The sequence below is a fragment of the Stenotrophomonas nitritireducens genome, from assembly GCF_001431425.1.
Taxonomy (GTDB): domain Bacteria; phylum Pseudomonadota; class Gammaproteobacteria; order Xanthomonadales; family Xanthomonadaceae; genus Stenotrophomonas; species Stenotrophomonas nitritireducens.
This window is the reverse complement of record NZ_LDJG01000003.1, coordinates 22,643-43,811: the sequence shown is the minus strand read 5'-3', so window position 1 is coordinate 43,811 and position 21,169 is coordinate 22,643. Positions and strand designations below refer to the sequence as shown.

The following is a 21,169-nucleotide window of genomic DNA, read 5'->3' as shown; positions in this document are numbered from 1 at the left end:
GATGCAGATGCGCCTCGGCCCTCGCCATGCCCTCCGCAATCACTTCCCTTCCAGGACAGGAGCCACACCATGACAGCGTCTTCCAACCCCACCCTGCAATTCCTCGGTGCCGCGGGCACCGTGACCGGCTCGCGCTACCTGGTCGAGGCCAACGGTCAGCGCGTGCTCGTGGACTGCGGCCTGTTCCAGGGCTACAAGCAATTGCGCGAGCGCAACTGGGCTCCGTTTCCCGTCGAGGCGTCATCAATCGACGCGGTGGTCCTGACCCACGCCCACCTGGACCATTCGGGCTACTTGCCCGCACTGGTCAAACAAGGGTTCCGCGGCCGGATCCACTGCACCCATGGCAGCGTGGCCCTGTGCGGCCTGCTGCTTCCCGACAGCGGACACCTGCTCGAAGAGGAGGCCAAGTACGCGGCCCGCAAGGGGTACTCCAAGCACAAGGAACCACGGCCGCTTTATACCGAGGATGACGCCCGCCGCAGCCTGAAGCAGCTCAAGGGGCATGACTATGGTCGCGACATCGAGGTCGCATCAGGCGTCACGATCCGCTTCCATCCTGCCGGCCACATCCTGGGCGCTGCCCATGTCAGCCTTGACGTCCAGGGCCAGCGCCTGCACTTCAGTGGCGACCTGGGACGGCAGCAGGAGTCGCTGATGAATCCGCCGACGCCCCTGCCCGCCTGTGACGTCCTGGTCTGCGAATCCACATATGGCAATCGGGAACACATTCCGATCGACCAAGAAGCCGAGCTGGCACCGATCATCCGCCGCGTTGCCGCCCGCGGGGGCGTGATCGTCATTCCCGCCTTTGCCATCGGCCGCGCCCAGGCGCTCATGCTGCATATCGCCCGGCTGCGTGAGCGCAAGGACATCCCTCGCGTGCCGGTCTACCTCAACAGCCCGATGGCGATCAACGCGACCCGGCACTACCACGACCACCACTCCGAGCACCACGTGTCCGACGAGGACTGCCAGCGGATGTTCGACGTGGCCACCTTCGTCAACACTGTAGAAGAGTCGAAGGCACTCAACCGCCAGCGCGGGCCGATGATCATCATCTCGGCCAGCGGCATGATCACCGGCGGGCGCGTGCTGCACCACATCGAGGCGTTCGGCCCCGATGACCGCAACGCGATCCTGCTCGCGGGCTACCAGGCCGGAGGAACACGCGGTGCCGCGCTGGCGGCAGGCAAGCGCACGTTGCGCATGTTCGGCCGCGAGGTCCCCATCCGCGCCGAGGTGGTGCAGCTGGAGGGCTTCTCCGGCCACGCCGACGCCGGGGAGCTGCTGGACTGGATGCGCACCGCGCCGTCCGCGCCGCGCATGGTCTACCTCACCCACGGCGAGCCCGACGCTGCAGACACGCTGCGCGGGCGCGTGCAGCGTGAACTGGGCTGGCGTGCGCGCGTGCCGGGGCACCTGGAGCAAGTCGGATTGGAGGATGCGAGATGACCACGCAGGCCCCGGGCCACACCCGCCTGCGCGTCACCCGTGCCGGCATCGACACCTACCAGCAGCCGGTGGTCTATATGCACCGCGACTGCGAGGTCTGTCGCTCGGAAGGCTTTGCCGCGATGACGCGCGTCAGGCTGGACGTGGACGCCCGCACGCTGGTGGCGACGCTGAACGTGGTCATCGACGATCGGCTCGGCCTGGACGAGGTGGCGTTGTCGGAGGCCGCGTGGACGCTCCTCGATCCCGCGCCCGACGCCCTCGCCGGCGTCAGGCACGCGGAACCCGCGGCGTCGGCGGGCGCGCTCCGTGCCAAGGTGTTCGGCGCCCGGTTGGACGACGCGCAGTACTTCGCCCTGGTGCAGGACGTGATGGAAAGCAGGTTGTCGGACCTGGAGCTTGCAGCTTTCGTCACTGCCAGCGCGGGTGACCGCCTGGACCATGCGGAGACGACCGCGCTGACGCGAGCCATGATCTCCGTGGGCCAGCGCCTGGACTGGGGCGAAGGGCCGGTGCTGGACAAACACTGCGTAGGTGGCCTGCCGGGCAATCGCACCACCCCGATCGTGGTGGCCATCGTGGCTGCGCTGGGCTACCGCATCCCGAAGACCTCGTCGCGCGCGATCACGTCGCCCGCGGGCACCGCCGACACCATGGAAGTGATGGCGCCGGTGGCGCTCGACCTGGCGGCGATGCGCCGGGTGGTGGAGCGCGAGGGCGGCTGCATCGTGTGGGGTGGCAACGTGCGCCTGAGCCCGGCCGACGACATCCTGATCCGGGTCCAGCGCCCGCTGGATTTCGACAGCGACGGCCAACTGGTCGCCAGCGTGCTGTCGAAGAAGATAGCCGCGGGCTCCACCCACGTCCTGATCGACATGCCGGTGGGTCCGACGGCCAAGGTGCGAGGTGAGGCCGCGGCCCACAGCCTCGGCACGCGGCTTGCCCACACCGCGGGCGCGCTGGGATTGCAGTTGGGCATCCATCGCTCCGACGGCACCCAGCCGGTGGGTCGGGGAATCGGCCCGGCGCTCGAGGCGCACGACGTGCTCAAGGTGCTGCGCAACGCGGCCGATGCACCCGCCGACCTTCGCGAACGCGCACTTGCGCTGTCCGCGGCGCTGCTGGACATGGCAGCGGGCAGCAACGCCGGCACCGGACTGGAGCGCGCGCGCGGCGTGCTGGATTCCGGGGCGGCGCTGGCCAAGTTCCTGGCGATCTGCGAGGCCCAGGGAGGCTTCCGCGAACCGCCACGGGCGGCGTTCACCGCCGACGTCCCGGCGCCTGCATCGGGCCGCATCGCGGCGATCGACAACCGCAGGCTGGCCAAACTGGCCAAGCTGGCCGGCGCCCCGACATCCCCCACCGCCGGCCTCGAAACCGGTCTGCGGATCGGCGATACGGTCGAGCGCGGACAGCCCATGATGACCCTGCATGCGGAGTCGCCGGGAGAACTGGCCTACGCCCTAGAGCACGCCGCGACGCTGCAACCCTTTGTGCTTGGAGAGGTTCCATGACCCGTGTGCTGATGCCCTTCCCGGCCGATGCAGTGTTGGCCGGCACCATCAACCAGCCCCTGCAGGCGCGCATTGCACCCGTGGCCTGGCGGCACTTCCCCGATGGCGAGTCGCTGGTCACCCTGGACGACGCACTGGACGGCGCCGATGTGGCGATCCTGGCCAGCCTGCGCAACGCCGATGCCCTGGCCCTCCCGCTGCGCTTCGCCGCCCGGACCGCGCGCGAGTTCGGGGCTCGTTCGGTCGGCCTCATCGCACCCTACCTGGGGTATATGCGCCAGGACACCCGCTTCCATCGCGGCGAGGCGGTCAGTACACCGCTGTTTGCGCAATTCCTCGAAGAGGCTTTCGACTGGCTGGTGACCGTGGACCCGCACCTGCACCGCGTCGAGCGCCTGCAGTCGCTCTACCGCATTCCGACGGTCCACGTATCGGCGACGCCGGCCGTGGCCCGCTGGATCGCTGAGACCGTCCCCGACGCTGTGCTGATCGGCCCTGACAGCGAGAGCGAGCAGTGGGTAGCGGACATCGCCGCCCTGTCCGGCATGCCCTACCAGGTGCTGGCCAAGGAGCGGCACGGCGACTACGACGTGCGCGTCAGCCTGCCCGACCCGCAGGCCGTGGCGGGCCGGACCCCGGTCCTGATCGACGACATCGTGTCGTCCGGCCACACCATCCTGGAGACCCTCGCACACCTGCGCCGGTTGTCGTTGCCGCCGCCACTGCTGGTCGCCATCCATCCGGTGTTCGCCGGCGATGCCTATGCCCGCCTGCAGGAAGCAGGTCTGGCCCGCATCGTCAGTACCGACACCATTGCCCACCCGTCGAACGCGATCGCGCTCGGCGCGGACCTCGCTGACGCGGCATCGACCCTGATGTCCGCTTCGGCCGACTCCCCGGAGGACCCATGAACCTGCATCTCAACTGCTGCACCGCCGACCAGCTGTCGGCCGCCGAGCGCCAGCGGACCCTTGAACTCGCCGACGCCCACCGGCGGGCCGATCCCGCGTTTGACCATTGGGCGGCCGGCTACGGCGTGATCCGACATGACCCGCTCACCCAGCTCCGGGTCCGCCAGATGGTGCACGAGCTGGTGGCCCTGGGCCGCACGCCCGATGCCGGCACCGCCTGGCAGCGGCTCGCCGCGGCCGATCGCGTCACCAGCGCCGGCATGTGGCTGGTGGCCCACATGACCTACAGCCAGCGGGTCCGCACCGACGGCGCGGCCCTCGAGGCCGATGACTTCAAGGCCACGCCCGAAGGCCACACTGGCGGGTCCCTCAACATGGTGCCGGCCTACGCCGGCTACCTGCTGATGGACGCCCTGGATGGCGTCACCCGCGCATGGATGATGGGCCAGGGGCACTGCGTGGCCGCCATCGACGCGCTGAACGTGCTGGTTGGCAACATGACCGCCCGGCACGCCGAACGTTACGACCGCTCCGACGCGGGGCTGAGCCGGTTCGTCGGCGACTTCTATGCCTACACCCTCAATCCGGACGGAACACCGGCGTCGCCCCTGGGCTCCCACGTCAATGCGCACACCGCCGGGGGCGTGATGGAAGGCGGCTATCTCGGCTTTGCCGAACTGCAGTACGTGCATGCACCGCTCAAGGACGAACGCCTGGTGGCGTTCCTCAGCGACGGTGCGTTCGAGGAACAGCGCGGCAGCGACTGGGCGCCGCGCTGGTGGCGTGCCGAGGACAGCGGGCTGGTCAGCCCGATCATCATCCTCAACGGGCGGCGCATCGAACAGCGCAGCCAGATCGCCCAGCAGGGCGGCGAGCGGTGGCTGGACCGGCACCTGCGATTGAACGGCTTTGATCCGATCGCGCTGGACGGGCGCGATCCGGCCAGCATCGCGTGGGGTATCCATGTGATGGAGTCGCGCCTGCAAGCGGGCGCCGCCGTTCCCGATGCCGACGTGCGGCTGCCCTATGGCATTGCCGAAACCGTGAAGGGCTTCGGATTCCCCGGCGCCGGGACCAACGCCTCGCACAACCTGCCCCTGCCCGGGAATCCGTCGAAGGAGGCCGAGGCACGCGCGCTCTTCAATCAAGGCGCCGCGGCGCTGTTCGTGGCCGCGTCCGAGCTCGAGGAGGCTGTTGCCGCACTCAACAGCCACGACCTCCAGCAGCGCGTGCGCGAGCGCGACCATGCGCTGGCCGATCGCCAGGTGGAACCGCCCCGCGTCCCGGCGATCGCCGACCGCGGCGCCGGCGGCGAGAGCTCGCCGATGACCGCGCTCGACGAGCAGTTCGTCGCCATCGCCGAAGCGAACCCGGGGCTGCGCGTGCGCGTGGGCAATCCTGACGAGCTGCGCAGCAACAAGCTCGATCGCACCCTGGACGCAATGAAGCACCGGGTGCACGAGCCCGAGCCCGGTGTCGCGGAATCGACCACTGGCGCGGTCATCACCGCGCTTAATGAGGAAGCCGTGGTATGCGCCGCGCTCGGCAACAAGGGCGGGCTGAACCTGGTGGTCACCTACGAGGCGTTCGCACCGAAGATGCTTGGCGCCGTGCGCCAGGAATTGATCTTCGCGCGTCACCAGGCACAGGCGGGGCGACCGCCCGGCTGGCTGGGCGTGCCTCTCGTGCTGACCTCGCACACGTGGGAGAACGCGAAGAACGAGCAGTCCCATCAGGATCCGACCATGGCCGAGGCGCTCCTGGGCGAAATGGCCGACATATCGCGCGTGGTGTTTCCCCCGGACGCCAACGGCGCCGCCGCGGCCCTCGCCCACGCCTACGCGCAACGCGGCACGGTCACCACCCTGGTCGTCCCCAAGCGACCGGTGCCGCACGAGCTGACACCGACGCAGGCGCAGGCGCTGGCCACCCAAGGTGCGCTGTGCCTGGCCGGCAACCCGGCGACAGCGGCGATCCTGCTGGTCGCCACCGGTGCTTACCAATTGCAGGAAGTGCGCCACGCGCAGGTGCGCCTCGTTGAACGTGGCGTGTCGGCCGCGATCGTCTATCTCGGCGAGCCCGGCCGGTTCCGCACGCCGCGCGATCCGGACGAGGCGCGGTACGTGCACTCCGACAGCGAGGTCCATGCACTGTTCCCGGCGGAACGGCCGCGCATATTCGTCACGCATACGCGGCCCGAGCCCTTCCTGGGCGCGCTGCGCCGGCTCGACACTGGCCCGGCCACGACCGCGGCGCTCGGCTTCGTCAACCGCGGCGGCACGCTGGACGTGCCGGGACTGCTGTTCGCCAACCGCAGCACCTGGGCGCACGTGGTCGATGCGGCCGCGGGCGTCCTCGGCCAGTCCCGGGGCGGCCTGTTGTCGGAAGCGGAGCTGGCGGCAGTGGATGGTCGGGGCGATCCGGCCACGATCCTGCGTCCTGCAAGTGGGTCGACGCCATGAGTTGTCCAACCGGGAGCGCGCGTTGATGGCGGGCACGGTGCGGCGCGGAGGCCAGATTGCCTGGGCGGGACTCAAGCTCGGCGTCGCCGTGCTGCGCCTGCGCCGACGTGCACCCGACCTGCTTCCGGCATACGTCAGCACCACACTGGTGGGGTTGGGCACCACCTTCGTCAAGCTGGGCCAGGGCTTGAGCCTGCGCTGGGACCTGCTGCCGGCGCCCTATCGCGAGGCGCTGTCGCGATTGCACAGCGATGTGCCCCCCTTCCCGGCGGAGGAGGCCATGCGTATCGTCGAACAGGCGTTTGGCGCGCCGGTCGGCGAACTTTTCGCCAGCTTCGATGACAAGCCCCTGGCCGCGGCTTCAGTGGCCCAGATCCATCCAGCGCGCATGCATGATGGTCGCGATGTGGTCGTCAAGATCACCCGCCCCGGGATCCATGCCCAGGTGCAGGCGGATCTGCTGCTCCTGCGGCGCACGATGCGCGTCGCCCAGTGGATCTGGCCGCCACTGAAACGCCACCGGCCGCTCGAACTGGTGGACGAACTAGGCGCATTCCTGCGTGACGAGATCGACATGCGTCACGAGGCGCAGAACATGCGGCGCATGGCCAAGGTGCTGGATGCCCTGCCCGGCATCACCCAGCCGCACGTCGTCGAGCCGTATGCCACCCGCAACGTGCTTGTGCAGGATCGAAGCCACGGGACCCGTCTGGAGGCCGCGTACGGCACAGCGGCCGCTCCCGCACTGGCAAGGGCGCTGCTCGGTGCCTACGTGCATCAGCTCTTCGGCGCCGGCGTCTTCCATGCCGACCCGCACCCGGGGAATCTGTTCTTCTTTGACGACGGTCGCCTGTGCCTGCATGACTTTGGATCGATCGGCGTGCTCGACCCTGCATCCCGGCTCGCGCTCGGCGGCATGGTCGAGGCCATTGCGGCCGACGACGCCGAGGGCGTGCTGGATGCAGCGATCGCCATGGGCTTCTTCCCGTCGCAGGTCGACCGCCGCTCGCATGTGCGCGAGATCCACCTGATCCTGGCCGAGATGGCCAGCCGTCCGCTGGCGCAGTGGTCCATTGCCGAGGCAATCTGGCGCGTGGCACGCATTGGGCAGGGCGCTGGCTTCCGGCTTCCGGCCCACCTGCTGTCCCTGATCCGGACGCTGTTCCTGGTCGAGAACACGCTGCGGGCGCTGGATCCGAATCTGGACCTGCTGGGGACGCTGTCCGCGCAGGCGGCCGCGATCGCCGACATTGCCGAAGCCAGCCGCCCCAGCGGCAACAGGCCGCTTGCCATGCGGCTGGCCCGCACTGCGCGCCAACTGCCACAGATCGCCACCGACCTGTTGCGGCAGGCGCAACTGAGCGACGGACGACCCGCCTTCTCCGTACACCACCATGGCCTGAGTTCCACGCAGGAGGCAATCGCGCGCACGGGCAACCGGCTGGCGTTGGCCCTGGTCACCTTGGGCCTGTACGTAAGCGGTGCGCTGTTGAGCCTGCATTCCGACGGCCCGCAAGTGTTCGGTCACATGCCTTTCCTGGCTATGGTGGCTTTCGCTGCTGCGGGATTGCTCTCACTGCGGCTGGTGATGGCCATCGCCAGATCGGGACACTTGTAACAGAACACTGATCTATCTCCCCGCTGGTGCCCGGCGCATCAGTGCATCCAGGAAGGCAGACCCATGACGCAACACAATCATCATCATCAAGATCATCAGGCGCACGGCGAGCAACCGCCGCATCCCCGCACGGGTGCTGAAGGTGACGTCCATGCCGGGCACGACAAGCATGCCGGCCACAGCGTGGCGAGCTTCCGCGACAAGTTCTGGCTCACGCTGCTGCTGACCATCCCCACTCTGATCTGGAGCGGGATGATCCAGCATTGGTTCGACTACACCGCACCACAGTTCCCGGGGTCGGCGTACATCCCGGCGGTGTTCGGCACGATCGTGTACTTCTACGGCGGCTCGCCGTTCCTCCGCGGCGGATACCACGAGCTGAGAAATCGCCTGCCGGGCATGATGACGCTGATCTCGCTTGCGATCACCGTCGCCTTCCTTTACAGCGCGTTGGTCACGCTCGGCGTTGTCGAGGGCTTGGACCTGTGGTGGGAGCTGGCGACGCTGGTGGCGATCATGTTGCTCGGCCACTGGATCGAGATGCGTTCGATCAACCAGGCACAGGGCGCTCTCAAGGAACTCGCGAAGCTGCTGCCTGATATGGCGGTGCGGTTGGATGAGGCCGGTACCGCGAAGGAAGTCCCTGTCGCGGAACTGAAGCGCGGCGACCTGCTGCTCATCAGGCCCGGCGCGAGCATTCCCGCCGACGGCGTCGTGAAGGAAGGGACCAGCGCCGTCAACGAAGCGATGATCACCGGCGAGTCCAAGCCGATGGACAAGTCGACGGGCGACCGGGTGATCGCCGGCACCGTCAACGGACAGGGCTCGTTGCGTGTCGAGGTGACGGGAACCGGCGACGAGACCGCGCTCGCGGGTATCATGCGGCTCGTCGAGCAGGCCCAGACGTCGCGCTCGCGCGCCCAGGCCCTGGCGGACCGGGCGGCGTTCTACCTCACGATCATCGCCATCGTCTCCGCCGCGGTTACCGCCATTGTCTGGCCACTCCTCGGTCGACCGTGGAGCTTCACGATCGAGCGCGTAGTGACCGTGCTCGTGATCGCCTGTCCCCATGCGCTGGGTTTGGCCATCCCGCTGGTGACCGCCATCTCGACCACGATTGGCGCACGGAACGGCCTGCTCGTGCGCGATCGACGCGGCCTGGAAGAGGCCCGTTTGCTGAACACGGTCGTGTTCGACAAGACAGGCACGCTCACGCTCGGTTCGCACCGCGTCGTGAAGACCACTGCCGCCGATGGACTCACCGACGACGAGGTGCTTCGCGTGGCCGCGTCGGTCCAGCGCGACGCTGAACATCCGATCGCGCAGGCGCTGATGACCAGCGCCAAGGAACATGGCATCGACGTTCCGATGTCGCAGGACTTCGAGTCCATGCCGGGACGCGGCGTGCGCGCAGTCGTCGAGGAGCGCTCGCTTCACGTTGGCGGGCCGGGTCTGTTGAGAATGCTCGCGGTCGAACCGCCGGAGACGCTTCGGCGGGCTGCCGAATCAGCGGCAGCCGATGGTCAATCTGCAACCTACCTGGTGGAAGGCGACCGGGTGCTCGCCGTATTTGCGATCGCGGATGCCATCCGTCCCGAATCGTTCGACGCGGTCAAGCGGCTGCACGACGAAGGACTGGAGGTTGTCCTGCTGACGGGTGATTCCACGGCGGTCGCAAACGCGGTCGCGAAGGAACTCAACATCGACACCGTCTTCGCCGAGGTATTGCCCGAGGACAAGGTGGCAAAGATCGAGGAGCTGCAGGCCCAGGGCAAGCGCGTCGCGATGGTGGGTGACGGTGTCAATGACGCTCCGGCGCTGCTCACGTCCGACGTCGGCATCGCCATCGGCACAGGGACGGACGTCGCGGTCGAGGCCGGCGACGTCGTACTCGTGCGCAGCGACCCGCGCGACGTGCCAGCGATCATCGAATTGAGCAAGGCCACCTATCGCAAGATGATCCAGAACCTGTGGTGGGCCGCCGGCTACAACATCGTCGCCATCCCTCTCGCCGCTGGCGTTCTCGCCGCATGGGGGATCCTGCTGCAACCTGCGCTTGGGGCAGTGCTCATGTCGCTGAGCACCGTCGTTGTGGCAATCAATGCGCAGTTGTTGCGCCGGGCGGTGCGGTCCCCATGAACATGATTCGGGGACACCTGTGACCACGCGCCGGCTTCTTGCACTCAACGTTGGCTCGTCCACCCTCAAGGGCGCGTCCTATCTGTTCAACACTGAGGGACACGGCGCGCAGTCTCGTCTGCTCGAGCGCTCCCGGGCCGAAATTCCAGTCGGCGTGGATGCGCAGGAGCGCCTTGCCACCCTGCTCGAGGCATTGTCGGAGCCGTGGCCCAGCCCCGACGTGGTGGTGCACCGAATCGTACATGGCGGTGACCTTCACGACGCCCGCGAGCTCGACGAAACCGTGCTCGCGAAACTGGATGCATTGGTGCCGTTCGCACCCTTGCACCAGCCGGTAGCCCTCGCTTTCGCGCGTGCCGCGCGCATGCGTTGGCCGCACGCGCGCCAAGGCGTGGCCTTCGACACCGACTTCCACGCGTCGCTCGCGCCCTGGAGCCGGCGCTTGCCTGTCCCTGAAGCATGGGATGCGCTGGGCATCCGCCGCTACGGTTTCCATGGACTCGCCTTTGCCTCCGCGCTCCGCATAGTGGCCAGCCACGACGCTGGAATCCTGAAGGGCCGCGCTGTCTTCGCGCATCTGGGGGGTGGCTGCAGCGTCTGCGCCGTCGAGGGCGGCCGCAGCCGCGACACCACCATGGCGCTCACTCCGCTGGGTGGAATCCCGAGCCCTACCCGCTCCGGAGATCTCGATCCCGGCGCGTTGCTGTATCTGCTGAGGCATGAACGCCTGGATGCGCAGGCGCTTGAAAACGGCCTGTACCGCAGTGCAGGCCTTGCCGGAATCGCCGGCCATGGCGACATGCGCGTGTTGCTGACGGATCCCGGCCCGCAGGCCCAGCTTGCCGTGGAGCTCTTTGCAGTCCGGATTGCGCAGTCCATCGCGGCCATGGCCACGGCAATTGGCGGTCTCGACCATGTCGTCTTTTCCGGCGGCATCGGCCATCGCGCGCCGGTTTTGCGGGCTCGCATCGTCGCGCGACTGGCCTGGCTCGGCCTGGCGCTGGCACCTGACGTCAACGATGCTGGAGCCACGCGGATCGACCGCGGGGGCGGGCCGAGCATATGGAACGTCGCGATCGATGAGGAGCGCGAACTGGCTGAATCGGCACTCGCCTGGCTGTAGCCACGACACGCCCCAAGGGTCGGCTCCGGTGGGGAATCACTCCTCGATCCGTGACGACGTGAGCACCGCTGCGAATCCACCACCGGGGGTGCGCATGTTCGTGGTCTGGCCCTGGTACAGCCTGGCCGCGAACAACAGGACACCCGCCTCGGACGCGAAGCAGCGCACATCCGCCTTGAGGGACTGGCCCCCATGCACGATCCGCATGCTCGGTGGCGCGAAGGCCTGTGCGATGTAGGTCGCCGACGCCATAGACGCCCAAGTCCGCCGGGTCAACTTGTCGCCCCGATAACTCCCACGGCTGCCAAACCCTGCTGCAGGCTTGAAGAAATATCCGTTGCGCACTGCCCACAACGCATCCCGGTTCGCGGGCACGAGTTCGACCGTGGGCGGGATCACCTGGCCCAGCAGTGCCGTCGAACCCGCATCGACCCCGAACCCGCCGAGCAGAGCCGGGTCCCCGAGCACCGCAAGGTTGCGCTTGTCGGCAAACAGCGCGTGTGCTCGGGGATGCGGCATCAGCGCGACGTCCCCTGCCAGGTAAGCCTCACGAATGTCTGCATGCGAGGCATCCTCGAGCGCGAAATCGGTCAACCGGTTGTAGACAGTGTCGATTCGACCGTGGGCATCCTCAAGCCCGTCCGAACCAAACGACAAATCCTCGGGAGCGCTGATCACGCAGTCCACGCCATGGTCCCGAAACGCGTTCGCGTACAGCACAAACTCGGGGTAAAGGAACTGCGCTCGCGGAGTGCTGTCCACGATGGCCAGGCGCGACGGCGTGCGCCCGGATTGCTGCCGAGCATCCTCCATCCAGGCCGTGACGGCCGCATCACGCGCTTGGGCCGCGTTGGTCCAGGTGGCCCATGCTGGCGGCGCGCAAGACCGCACGGCATCGAGCAACAAGGCATTGAGGAGCAGACCGCCTGGATTGGTGTTGACCTCGATCAGCCGCGGGCCATCGACCGTCAGGTGAAAGTCCAGACCCAGGACGCCCCCCGCCGAACCCGGATCATGGGTTGCAATGTCAGGGGCCCATTGCAGGACCCGTTGGCTATATCCCGGGTTTCCTGCGACGTCGAAGACCGCCGCCGCGACTCGTCCCATGGCCTCCAACGCGGGCCGATCAACGAACAAGGCATAGGGTGAAAATAAGTGCGCGTGTACGGCGGGATCAGTCGTGAACTCCGGAAAGGCACCCCGGATCGACTCGTGCAGACGGAGGATGTCGACCACTTCGCATGCACACCGCTGGTTGAGCGGCGCGCTTTCCAGGGTGGCACAGTCGATCTCGCAGCCTGTCTGTCCAACTATTATCGGAGTCCGCGGTTCAACCACAACAGGGATTGTTCTGTTGGATCGGTGGACATGGCACTGTTCCGAACGAGCAGAACACACAGCAGTCGCCTTGATGCAGACGCAAAACCGCTCCACAGCCCGTGCACTCATAGAAGAATTGACACGCTGTGATGGGCATTGTCTCGGTCGCCCGATGGCCGCACTCCGGGCAGGTCAAGATGCTTTCCAGCTTGACGTCACTCACCGCCAGTCCGCACCTTGGCCGGGAAGCCTGCTTCCGTGACTGCACGCGCGATTCCGGCTGCATCCGTCTGGCTCGATTCGAACGTCACCGTGACTGTTTCAGCCCGGGTGTCCACCTTCACATCGGCCACGCCCGGCACCTTCTCCAGCGCCTTCCTGATGGTGATGCCGCAGGCGGGACAGGTCATGTTCTCAGCATCGAGCATCACTACGGTTGCGGGCGTCGCAAGAGCGGCACCGACCGACAGAGCAGCCACCAGGGCCAGTATCCACTTGTGCATCGCGCCTCCTACAGAATCCAGACGATGTAATAGGGAAACAGCAGCAACAGGACGATGAGGGCTGTCGCCAACCAGAGCCAACGTCGCCTGCGTCGCAGAGCGTCCGGGGCGATGCAACTGCCATCCACACCGCACCGTGCCGCCGGTCGATACAGCATCCAAAACGCCACGGCCAAGGACAGTACGGCGGCGGCGCTGAACCAGGGCCTCAAGGGATCGAGAGCTGTCAGGGTGCCGATCCAGGCGCCACTGATGCCCAGCAGGACCAGCACCAGCGGCACGACGCAGCAGACCGATGCGCCAATGGCGGCGATGCTCGCGCCAACGATGGCTGGAACAGACGATTTGGCCGGGGTTGTTTGCATCAGAGCATACTAGCCTCTGTACCTAGGTACGGAGTCAAGCCGTGCGTCCGAACACGTTTACGATCAGCCGGCTGGCGGCGGCGGCCGATGTGCACGTCGAAACCGTGCGCTACTACCAGCGGCGTAGGCTGCTGCGTCAACCCGAGCGACCCATAGGAGGCGTGCGTCGTTACGACGAAAACGATGTCAATCGGCTTCAGTTCATCCGGCGCGCTCAGATGATGGGATTCAGCCTCGACGAGATCGCTGGCCTGCTAGAGATCACAGGCGAAGGTTCTTGCGAGCAGACCCGTCAGCTGACCGAGCGAAAGCTCGTCGATGTCCGTCTACGAATCCGCGAGCTGCGACAGCTGGAGAGGGATCTCGAACAGAAAATAGCGCGGTGCGCCCAAGTGCCGGCGGGAGAGTGCTGCCCAACCCTCGATTTTCTGGAGCGGCCAATAAAGCCAGCTGCGACAGGCAGTTAGCTCACTTTCGGCCCGTTTTTACACGAATCCCTGCCGACCCTCAGCAGGGCGTCCTGCCTGCGGGAATCGCAGACCGCATAGACGAAGCCGCGATGCAGTGCATAAGCGCCGACCTCGCCGTTCCTGTTCATCGCCAGGAAGCACACCTGCAGGGTGCGGCTGGCTTCTGGGCGCTTGTGCACTACCCGCTCGATGGCTTCGCGGCAGGCATCGGCGGGCGAGCGGCCCTGGCGCATCAGTTCCACCACCAGGAAGGAGGCGGCGTTGCGGATCATCTCCTCGCCCATGCCCGAGGCCGTGGCCGCGCCGACTTCATTGTCGACGTACAGGCCGGCACCGATGATGGGGCTGTCGCCGACCCGGCCATGCATCTTGAAGGCCATGCCGCTGGTGGTGCAGGCGCCTGCCATGCGTCCCTTCGCATCGATGGCGAGGATGCCCAGGGTGTCGTGGTTGTCCTTGTCGCCGGGACGACCGCGCCGCTCGGCGTTGATCTGCGGTGCGTAATGCTCGGTCTTGAGCCATTCGCGCCATGCATTCTCGGCTTCCGGTGTCAGCAGTTTGCGACTCTCGAAGCCCTGCTGCACGGCGAACTGCCGGGCGCCCTCGCCCACCAGCATCACGTGCGGCGTCTGTTCCATCACCCGGCGCGCGACCGACACCGGATGCAGGATGTCGCTCAGCGCCGCGACCGATCCGCAGCGGCCATCGCCGTCCATGATGCTGGAGTCCAGCGTAAGCACGCCATCGCGGTCCGGATTGCCGCAGTGGCCCACGGTGGGATTGCACAGGTCGCTTTCCGCCCAGCGGGCGCCCGCCTCCACCGCGTCCAGGGCGCTGCCGCCGGTTGCCAGCACCTTCCACGCCGCCTGGTTCGCGCCGACGCCGAAATCCCAGGTCGATACCACCCGCGCGCCATTTCCCGCAGGAGGCGATGCCAGCATGCGCGGTGCGGCGCCGGCCGCGGCCAGCAGCATGGAGGTCTGCAGGAACTGCCTGCGTGTGCTCATCGGGTTTCTCCGGTTGTGGTGGGGCTGCAGGCGTCGTCTGCATGCCAGGCAAGCGCGCCGAGCACGCCGAGTTCGCCATCGTCGATGCGCCACACGGGCACCCGTTGCAGGGCGGACGACAGCACGCCCTTGGCCAGGAAGCGCTGCTGGAAATCGCCTTCGTGCAGCCAGTCGGCGAGATGCCCGGTGATGCCGCCGGTGAGATAGACCGATCTTGCGCCGAAGGTCAGCGCCAGGTCGCCGGCGACGCTGCCCAGCCAGGCGCAGAACGCGCGGGCGCTGGCCAGTGCGAGCGGATCGTTTCCATTGCGCGCCGCATCCACCAGGGCGGCGGGCGTTTCCCAGTGCGGCTTCGCGCCTTCCCGCTCGCACAGGCAGGCGTAGAGCGTCATCAACCCCGGGCCGGACAGGATGCGTTCGCTGTCCACATGCCCGTGGCGCTGCAGCAACTGGCGCAGCACGTCCAGTTCCAGCGCGTTGCCGGCGGCCAGGGAGGCATGCCCGCCCTCGCTGGCCAGCACCGGCGGGCGGCTGCTCTCCAGGCGCAGCGCCACGCCCAGCCCGGTGCCTGGCCCCAACACCAGCGCCGGGCCGTGAGGACGGTGATCGGCGTCGCCGCAGAGCAGGTGCAGCGTTTCCCGCTCGACATGGGGAATGGCCTGGGCCACGGCCACGAAGTCGTTGATCAGTTCCAGCTCGCCCAGCCCGGCCTCGCTGCGGGTCTGGGCCAGCGAAACCTGCCAGGCCAGGTTGGTATTGAGCAGGCGGTCGCCGTCCAGCAGCCCGGCGATGGCCACGACCGCGCGGCTGACCGGCGGAATGGCCGGGTTGTCGTGCAGGCACGCGGCGTAATCGCGCAGGATCGCCGCCAGGCTCGGGTGGTCGGCGCACGCATAGCGGCGGAAATCGTTGACCCGGATCGGTTCGCCCGCTCGCAAGGTGGTCCAGCCCAGTCGGGCGTAGGTCCCGCCGACGTCAGCGCCGATGATGGTCGTTGCCGCCATCGGCTCGTTCACTCCGCCCTGCTCTACCGGCATGTCGTCTTTCGGTCGTTCCAAAATGGAAGGCGAATCATGCGTTGGAAGGATGGCTTACGCCAAGGGGCGCAGCATCCGCCAGGTAGTCCAGCCCAAGGCCGTCATCGACAACGAGCCGGCAAGATGCAGGCCGATCGTCGCAAGCGCCCAGCCCAGCTGCTGGCGCAGGAACAACTGCACCACTTCGGCCGAGAATGTGGAGAAAGTGGTCAGACCACCAAGCAGGCCAGTCACGATGAACAGCCGCCACTGCGGCGCGATGTCCGGCCGCACCGCGAACCAGGCCAGCGCCAGGCCGATGACGTAACCGCCAAGCAGATTGGCGGCCAGCGTGCCCAGCGGAACGGTGGGATGGATCGGATTCAACCATACGCTCAGGCCGAATCGCAGCCATGCGCCGATCGCCGCTCCGACGCCTATCGCAACAAAGGAAAGCCACATCGGTCTATGTCTCCCGCTGCTGTCATGGAACTCCCCGGAAGACTGTGGGTCCGGGACACGATGCGCTGTTCAGTCCTGCGGCTTGCCGCCCGCCCTCGCCTGTTCGCGCGCGGTGCGCAGGCGATCGAGCTTTTCCTTGAGCTTGATCTCCAGCCCGCGTTCGACCGGCCGGTAGTACACGCGTTCGCCCATTTCATCGGGGAACGCGGTCTGGTCAAGGGCGATGCCGCCTTCGACGTCATGGTCGTACTGGTAGCCGCTGCCGTAGCCGAGGGTCTTCATCAACCGTGTCGGCGCATTGCGCAGGTGCATGGGCACCGGCTGCGAGCCCAGCGTGGCGACGTCGGCCTGGGCCGCGGCCAGCGCCTTGTAGCTGGCGTTGGACTTGGCGGTGCTGGCCAGGTAGATGACCAGGTTGGACAGGGCGATGTTGCCTTCCGGCGCGCCGATGCGGTCGTAGGCGTTCCAGACGTTGATCGCCATCTCCAGGGCGCGCGGGTCGGCGAGGCCGACGTCCTCCACCGCCATGATGGTCAGCCGGCGCAGGACGTAGGACGGGTCGCAGCCGCCATCGAGCATGCGTGCCAGCCAATAGATCGCACCGTCAGGGTTGGAGCTGCGCACCGATTTGTGCAGCGCCGAGATCTGGTCGTAGAACTGCTCGCCGCCCTTGTCGAAGCGGCGCGTGCGGTCGGCCAGCACCTGCAGCAGGGTTTCCGGCGTGATCTGGCCGCCCTCGCCCGCCGCCAGTTCCGCGGCGATTTCCAGCAGGGTCAGGGCGCGGCGCACATCGCCATCGGCGGCACGGGCGATTTCCAGCAGCGATTCGGGCGAGACGCGGATGTCCTCCTCGCCCAGCCCGCGCTCCTTGTCGCCCAGCGCACGCTGCAGGGCTTCGGCCACGTCCTCGGGCGATACCGCTTCGAGCACATGCACGCGGCAGCGCGAGAGCAGTGCCGAGTTCAGTTCGAAGGACGGGTTCTCGGTGGTGGCTCCGACGAAAATGATGGTGCCGCGCTCGATGTGCGGCAGGAAGGCGTCCTGCTGCGACTTGTTGAAGCGGTGCACCTCGTCGACGAACAGCACGGTGCGCCGGCCTTCGGCGAAGCGCTGCGCGGCTTCGGCCAGCACCTGGCGTACCTCGGGCAGGCCCGAAAGTACTGCCGAGATCGCGCGGAACTCGGCGTCGGCATAGCGTGCCAGCAACAGCGCCAGGGTGGTCTTGCCGCAACCGGGCGGCCCCCACAGCACCATGGAGTGGACGCGGCCGGATTCGATGGCGCGGCGCAGGGCGGTGTTGGGCGCCAGCAGGCGCTTCTGCCCGACCATCTCGTCGAGCGTGCGCGGGCGCATGCGCTCGGCGAGCGGGCGCATGCCTTCCCGGTCCGCGCTCAGCAGGTCGGCAGGAGGATCGGAGAACGTGTTTCTGGATCTGGCCACGCCCGCATTCTAGCGTGGCTGTCCAGTCCGGTAGCGCCGATGAGCGCTCCGTCGGGCATGTCGGGATAGGCGAAGTGCCGGCCGGCGGCCGGCACTGCATGGGCCGTCAGCGTTCGCCGATGACGTCCACATTCTTCGGCGGCGTGAAGCGGAAGGTGCCGGCGGCGAAGGAAGGGTTCTTCTTCCAGCCGCTGAAATCGATCACGGTGCGCTGCCCCACCGCATCGACGACTTCCATGCGGCCCAGGCCGCCCTGGCCGAAACCGAGCGCGGCGTACTGGAAGCTGGCATCGGTCTCGCGCTTGGGACTCAGCGACAGCCACTGCATGCCATCGCGCGGTGCCGCTTCTTCGCTGACGTCGTACTGGCGCTCCAGCTGCGCGGGGTTGATCAGCGCCGTCAGCGGGCTGTTCTGTTCTTCCTCGCCCTGGCCGCGCACCGTGGCCTGCTCCAGGTCGGGCTCGTAGACCCAGACCTTGCTGCCGTCGGCCACGATCAACTGCGGATGCGGGCGGGTGTACTCCCAGCGGAACAGGCGTGGCGCCGACAACGCGACGCGGCCGCTGGAGGACTCCTTGAGCTTGCCTTTGGCGTCGAACACCTGCTGGCTGAACTGTCCGTCCAGCCCGCGCAGGCCGTTGGTGAAGGCCTTAAGGTCGTCGCGCGCGCCGGCATGGGCATCGGCGGCGAAAACGGCGGCGGCCAGGGCGACGGCGATCAACGTGGGGCGCAGGAGGACGTTCATGGCGGTTGTCATCGATGGACGGAGGATGGGCTGAGTCTGCCCGGGAGAAACTGAATGGGCGGCAATCGTCGCCGCCCTGCCCTCACTTGGGCGGTGGTGGCGCCAGCACGGCGCGGTCGCCATTGTGCTCCGGGGCGCTGACCACGCCGGCCGCTTCCATCGCCTCGATCAGGCGTGCGGCGCGGTTGTAGCCGACCTTCAGGCGCCGCTGCACGCCGGAAATAGAGGCGCGGCGGGTCTCTGTGACGATGCGCAGGGCCTCGTCGTACAGCGGGTCGGATTCATCGCCGCTGCTGCTGGTTTCCGGCAGGCCGGTGGCGCCGACCACCACGCCGTCGCCCATGGTCTGCACTTCGTCCAGCACGCCTTCGATGTAGTCGGCCGGGCCGCTCGCCTTGAGGTGCTCGACGACGCGGTGCACTTCCTCGTCGGAGACGAAGGCACCGTGCACGCGGTCGGGCATCGCCGTGCCCGGCGGCAGGTACAGCATGTCGCCGTTGCCCAGCAGCGCCTCGGCGCCGGACTGGTCGAGGATGGTGCGCGAGTCGATCTTGGAGCTGACCTGGAAGGCGATGCGGGTCGGGATGTTGGCCTTGATCAGGCCGGTGATCACGTCCACGGAAGGACGCTGCGTGGCCAGGATCAGGTGGATGCCGGCGGCGCGCGCCTTCTGCGCCAGGCGTGCGATCAGTTCCTCGACCTTCTTGCCGACGATCATCATCATGTCGGCGAATTCGTCGATGAAAATGACGATGAATGGCAGCGGCTCCAGCGGGCGCGGCGCCTCGCCCATTTCCGGGTTCGGCTTGAACAGCGGGTCCATCAGCGGCTGACCGGCGTCGATGGCGTCCTTGATCTTCTTGTTGAAGCCGGCCAGGTTGCGCACGCCCACCGCGCTCATCAGCTTGTAGCGGCGCTCCATCTCGGCCACGCACCAGCGCAGGCCGTTGGCGGCCTCCTTCATGTCGGTGACCACCGGCGCCAGCAGGTGCGGAATGCCCTGGTAGACGCTGAGTTCCAGCATCTTCGGGTCGATCATCAGCATGCGCAGGTCTTTCGGGCTGGCCTTGTACAGCAGGCTCAGCACCATGGCGTTGACCGCCACCGACTTGCCCGAACCGGTGGTGCCGGCCACCAGCAGGTGCGGCATGCGCGCCAGGTCGGCCACGGTCGGTCGGCCGGCGATGTCCTTGCCCAGCGCCAGGGTCAGCACACTGGCCGACTTGTCGTATTCCTTCGAGCGCAGCAGCTCGGACAGGAAGATCATCTCGCGGGTGACGTTGGGGATTTCCAGGCCGACCACCGACTTGCCGGGGATCACGTCGACCACGCGCACCGACTTGACCGACAGGCCGCGGGCGATGTCCTTGTCCAGCGAACTGATCTGGCTGACCTTGATGCCCGGCGCCGGCTCGATCTCGAAGCGGGTGATCACCGGGCCCGGATAGGCGCCGACCACCTGCGCGTCGATGCGGAAATCCTTGAGTTTGAATTCGATCTGCCGCGACAGCGTTTCCAGGGTCTGCTCGTCGTACCCCTTCGGCTGCGGCCTGGGGTCGTCCAGCAGCGCCAGCGGCGGCAGATCCGAGCCGTCGCCGTTGACGCCCTGGAACATCGGGATCTGCGTTTCGCGCTTGGCGCGTTCGCTCTTCTCGATCACCGGCGCCGGGCGTGGCTCGATCTTCACCGGCTCGCGCTTTGCGCGGACTTCGGCGTCGACCTTGCGTACTTCCTCGCGTTCCTCGCGCAATGCGCGGGTCTGCTGCCATTCGCTGGCCTGTTCCTTCTTCTTGTCCAGCAACGGGCCCAGCGCCAGCACCCACTTGCCGATCTTCTCCATCACCAGGAACCACGACAGCCCGGTGGCCAGGGTGATCGAGGTCAGCAGCAGCACCAGCAGGAACAGGTTGCTGCCGACCGGGCCGAACCCGCTCTGCAGCGACTTGCCGACCAGCACGCCGAGGCCACCGCCGGCGCGGGCGACATCGCCCGGCGGCAGGCGCAGGTAGAGGAAGCCGGTGGCGCCGATCAGGAAGCCGACGATGCCGACCAGCCGCAACGCCGGGCCGAGGTCGTCGTGGCCGCGGTCCTCGCGGTTGAGCCCGAACATGGCGATCCACGCGACGGCCGCCAGCATCAGCGGAATCAGATAGGCCACGTAGCCGAACAGCTGGCGCAGCACGTCGGCGATCCACGCGCCGACCCGACCGCCCATGTTGTGGATCGGCGCGACCACCGACCCGGCCTGCGACCAGCCCGGGTCGGCCGGGGAATAGGTGAACAGGCTCGCCAGCAGGTACAGCAGGGCCGGCGCGACCGCGATCAGCGCCAGGTCGCGCCAGAGCTTGTTGCGACGCGGATTGTCCGAAGCGGCCGCCTGCCTGCGCGCGTTGCCGCTGGCGCCAGCGCCTTTGTCACGTTCCGGGACCTGTTTCGCCACCTTGGACCAGACCTTAGAAATGCATGGTTAGTGATTGATATTAAACGACACGCGGCGCCGTTTCATCCGCCTGTTCCGGGGCGCGGCGACAGCGGGGGCACAGGGACATCGGAAAGCCATGCGGAAAGCCGGGGCCGGTCTGCGGCGGAGGCGGAAGCGGCCCTGCGGGTCGCGCAGTT

18 protein-coding genes are annotated in these 21,169 nt (G+C 67.5%); 8 read left to right on the top strand and 10 right to left on the bottom strand.

Annotated features, from left to right (window positions below; all coding sequences use genetic code 11):
* Window positions 1-69: 69 nt before the first annotated feature.
* The 7 genes from ABB22_RS02080 (at window position 70) to ABB22_RS02050 (ending at window position 11,222) form a co-directional block, all read left to right on the top strand.
* Window positions 70-1,455 (top strand): MBL fold metallo-hydrolase RNA specificity domain-containing protein, encoded by a 1,386-nt coding sequence (locus ABB22_RS02080; RefSeq protein WP_017357192.1) that lies wholly within the window; start codon window positions 70-72, stop codon window positions 1,453-1,455.
* Window positions 1,452-2,969, top strand: a complete 1,518-nt coding sequence (locus tag ABB22_RS02075) for a thymidine phosphorylase family protein (RefSeq protein ID WP_049404647.1) — start codon at window positions 1,452-1,454, stop codon at window positions 2,967-2,969. Before ABB22_RS02080 ends, ABB22_RS02075 begins: the two co-directional genes overlap by 4 nt.
* Window positions 2,966-3,880 carry a ribose-phosphate diphosphokinase gene (locus ABB22_RS02070; protein WP_017355176.1) on the top strand — a complete coding sequence of 305 codons (915 nt, stop codon included), beginning with the start codon at window positions 2,966-2,968 and terminating at the stop codon, window positions 3,878-3,880. The genes ABB22_RS02075 and ABB22_RS02070 overlap by 4 nt, the downstream gene beginning before the upstream one ends.
* Window positions 3,877-6,342 carry a phosphoketolase family protein gene (locus tag ABB22_RS02065; protein WP_017355175.1) on the top strand — a complete coding sequence of 822 codons (2,466 nt, stop codon included), beginning with the start codon at window positions 3,877-3,879 and terminating at the stop codon, window positions 6,340-6,342. Before ABB22_RS02070 ends, ABB22_RS02065 begins: the two co-directional genes overlap by 4 nt.
* A 25-nt stretch (window positions 6,343-6,367) precedes the next feature.
* On the top strand, window positions 6,368-7,960 hold the full coding sequence (locus tag ABB22_RS02060) for an ABC1 kinase family protein (RefSeq protein ID WP_017355174.1): 1,593 nt from the start codon (window positions 6,368-6,370) through the stop codon (window positions 7,958-7,960).
* 63 nt (window positions 7,961-8,023) lie between these two features.
* Window positions 8,024-10,099: a heavy metal translocating P-type ATPase gene (locus ABB22_RS02055; RefSeq protein WP_082316348.1), complete on the top strand. Its 2,076-nt coding sequence runs from the start codon at window positions 8,024-8,026 to the stop codon at window positions 10,097-10,099.
* A 19-nt stretch (window positions 10,100-10,118) separates the two neighbouring features.
* On the top strand, window positions 10,119-11,222 hold the full coding sequence (locus ABB22_RS02050; protein WP_036196077.1) for an acetate/propionate family kinase: 1,104 nt from the start codon (window positions 10,119-10,121) through the stop codon (window positions 11,220-11,222).
* Window positions 11,223-11,258: 36 nt separating this feature from the next.
* Here ABB22_RS02050 and ABB22_RS02045 read toward each other — a convergent pair whose 3' ends face one another.
* The 4 genes from ABB22_RS02045 to ABB22_RS02035 form a co-directional block, all read right to left on the bottom strand.
* Window positions 11,259-12,458, bottom strand: coding sequence for a hypothetical protein (locus ABB22_RS02045; protein ID WP_017355170.1), 1,200 nt, complete (start codon window positions 12,456-12,458; stop codon window positions 11,259-11,261).
* 94 nt (window positions 12,459-12,552) lie between these two features.
* Window positions 12,553-12,828, bottom strand: a complete 276-nt coding sequence (locus ABB22_RS18685) for a GDCCVxC domain-containing (seleno)protein (protein WP_425477766.1) — start codon at window positions 12,826-12,828, stop codon at window positions 12,553-12,555.
* A complete protein-coding gene (locus ABB22_RS02040; RefSeq protein WP_017355169.1) occupies window positions 12,758-13,045 on the bottom strand; it encodes a heavy-metal-associated domain-containing protein in 288 nt (95 codons plus the stop codon). Before ABB22_RS02040 ends, ABB22_RS18685 begins: the two co-directional genes overlap by 71 nt.
* An 8-nt stretch (window positions 13,046-13,053) precedes the next feature.
* Window positions 13,054-13,410 (bottom strand): mercuric transporter MerT family protein, encoded by a 357-nt coding sequence (locus ABB22_RS02035; protein WP_017355168.1) that lies wholly within the window; start codon window positions 13,408-13,410, stop codon window positions 13,054-13,056.
* Window positions 13,411-13,451: 41 nt separating this feature from the next.
* On the opposite strand from ABB22_RS02035, the gene ABB22_RS02030 reads away from it, so the two are divergent.
* Complete coding sequence (locus ABB22_RS02030; protein ID WP_017355167.1) at window positions 13,452-13,877, top strand: MerR family transcriptional regulator; 426 nt, start codon at window positions 13,452-13,454, stop codon at window positions 13,875-13,877.
* Here the strand turns inward: ABB22_RS02030 and ABB22_RS02025 are convergent.
* The 6 genes from ABB22_RS02025 to ABB22_RS02000 all read right to left on the bottom strand — a co-directional run bounded on the left by ABB22_RS02025 (window position 13,874) and on the right by ABB22_RS02000 (window position 20,990).
* A complete protein-coding gene (locus ABB22_RS02025) occupies window positions 13,874-14,887 on the bottom strand; it encodes a glycosylasparaginase (protein ID WP_057505023.1) in 1,014 nt (337 codons plus the stop codon). The two genes, ABB22_RS02030 and ABB22_RS02025, sit on opposite strands and share 4 nt — an antisense overlap.
* Entirely contained in the window at window positions 14,884-15,924 is a 1,041-nt protein-coding gene (locus ABB22_RS02020; protein WP_152983996.1) for a glucokinase, read from the bottom strand. Before ABB22_RS02020 ends, ABB22_RS02025 begins: the two co-directional genes overlap by 4 nt.
* 54 nt (window positions 15,925-15,978) lie before the next feature.
* Window positions 15,979-16,365 (bottom strand): fluoride efflux transporter CrcB, encoded by a 387-nt coding sequence (gene crcB, locus ABB22_RS02015; protein WP_055769149.1) that lies wholly within the window; start codon window positions 16,363-16,365, stop codon window positions 15,979-15,981.
* A 69-nt stretch (window positions 16,366-16,434) separates the two neighbouring features.
* Complete coding sequence (locus ABB22_RS02010; RefSeq protein WP_425477776.1) at window positions 16,435-17,739, bottom strand: replication-associated recombination protein A; 1,305 nt, start codon at window positions 17,737-17,739, stop codon at window positions 16,435-16,437.
* Window positions 17,740-17,911: 172 nt separating this feature from the next.
* Window positions 17,912-18,562: an outer membrane lipoprotein periplasmic chaperone LolA gene (lolA, locus tag ABB22_RS02005; RefSeq protein WP_200911369.1), complete on the bottom strand. Its 651-nt coding sequence runs from the start codon at window positions 18,560-18,562 to the stop codon at window positions 17,912-17,914.
* 70 nt (window positions 18,563-18,632) lie between these two features.
* A complete protein-coding gene (locus ABB22_RS02000; RefSeq protein WP_055769140.1) occupies window positions 18,633-20,990 on the bottom strand; it encodes a DNA translocase FtsK in 2,358 nt (785 codons plus the stop codon).
* Window positions 20,991-21,169: the final 179 nt, after the last annotated feature.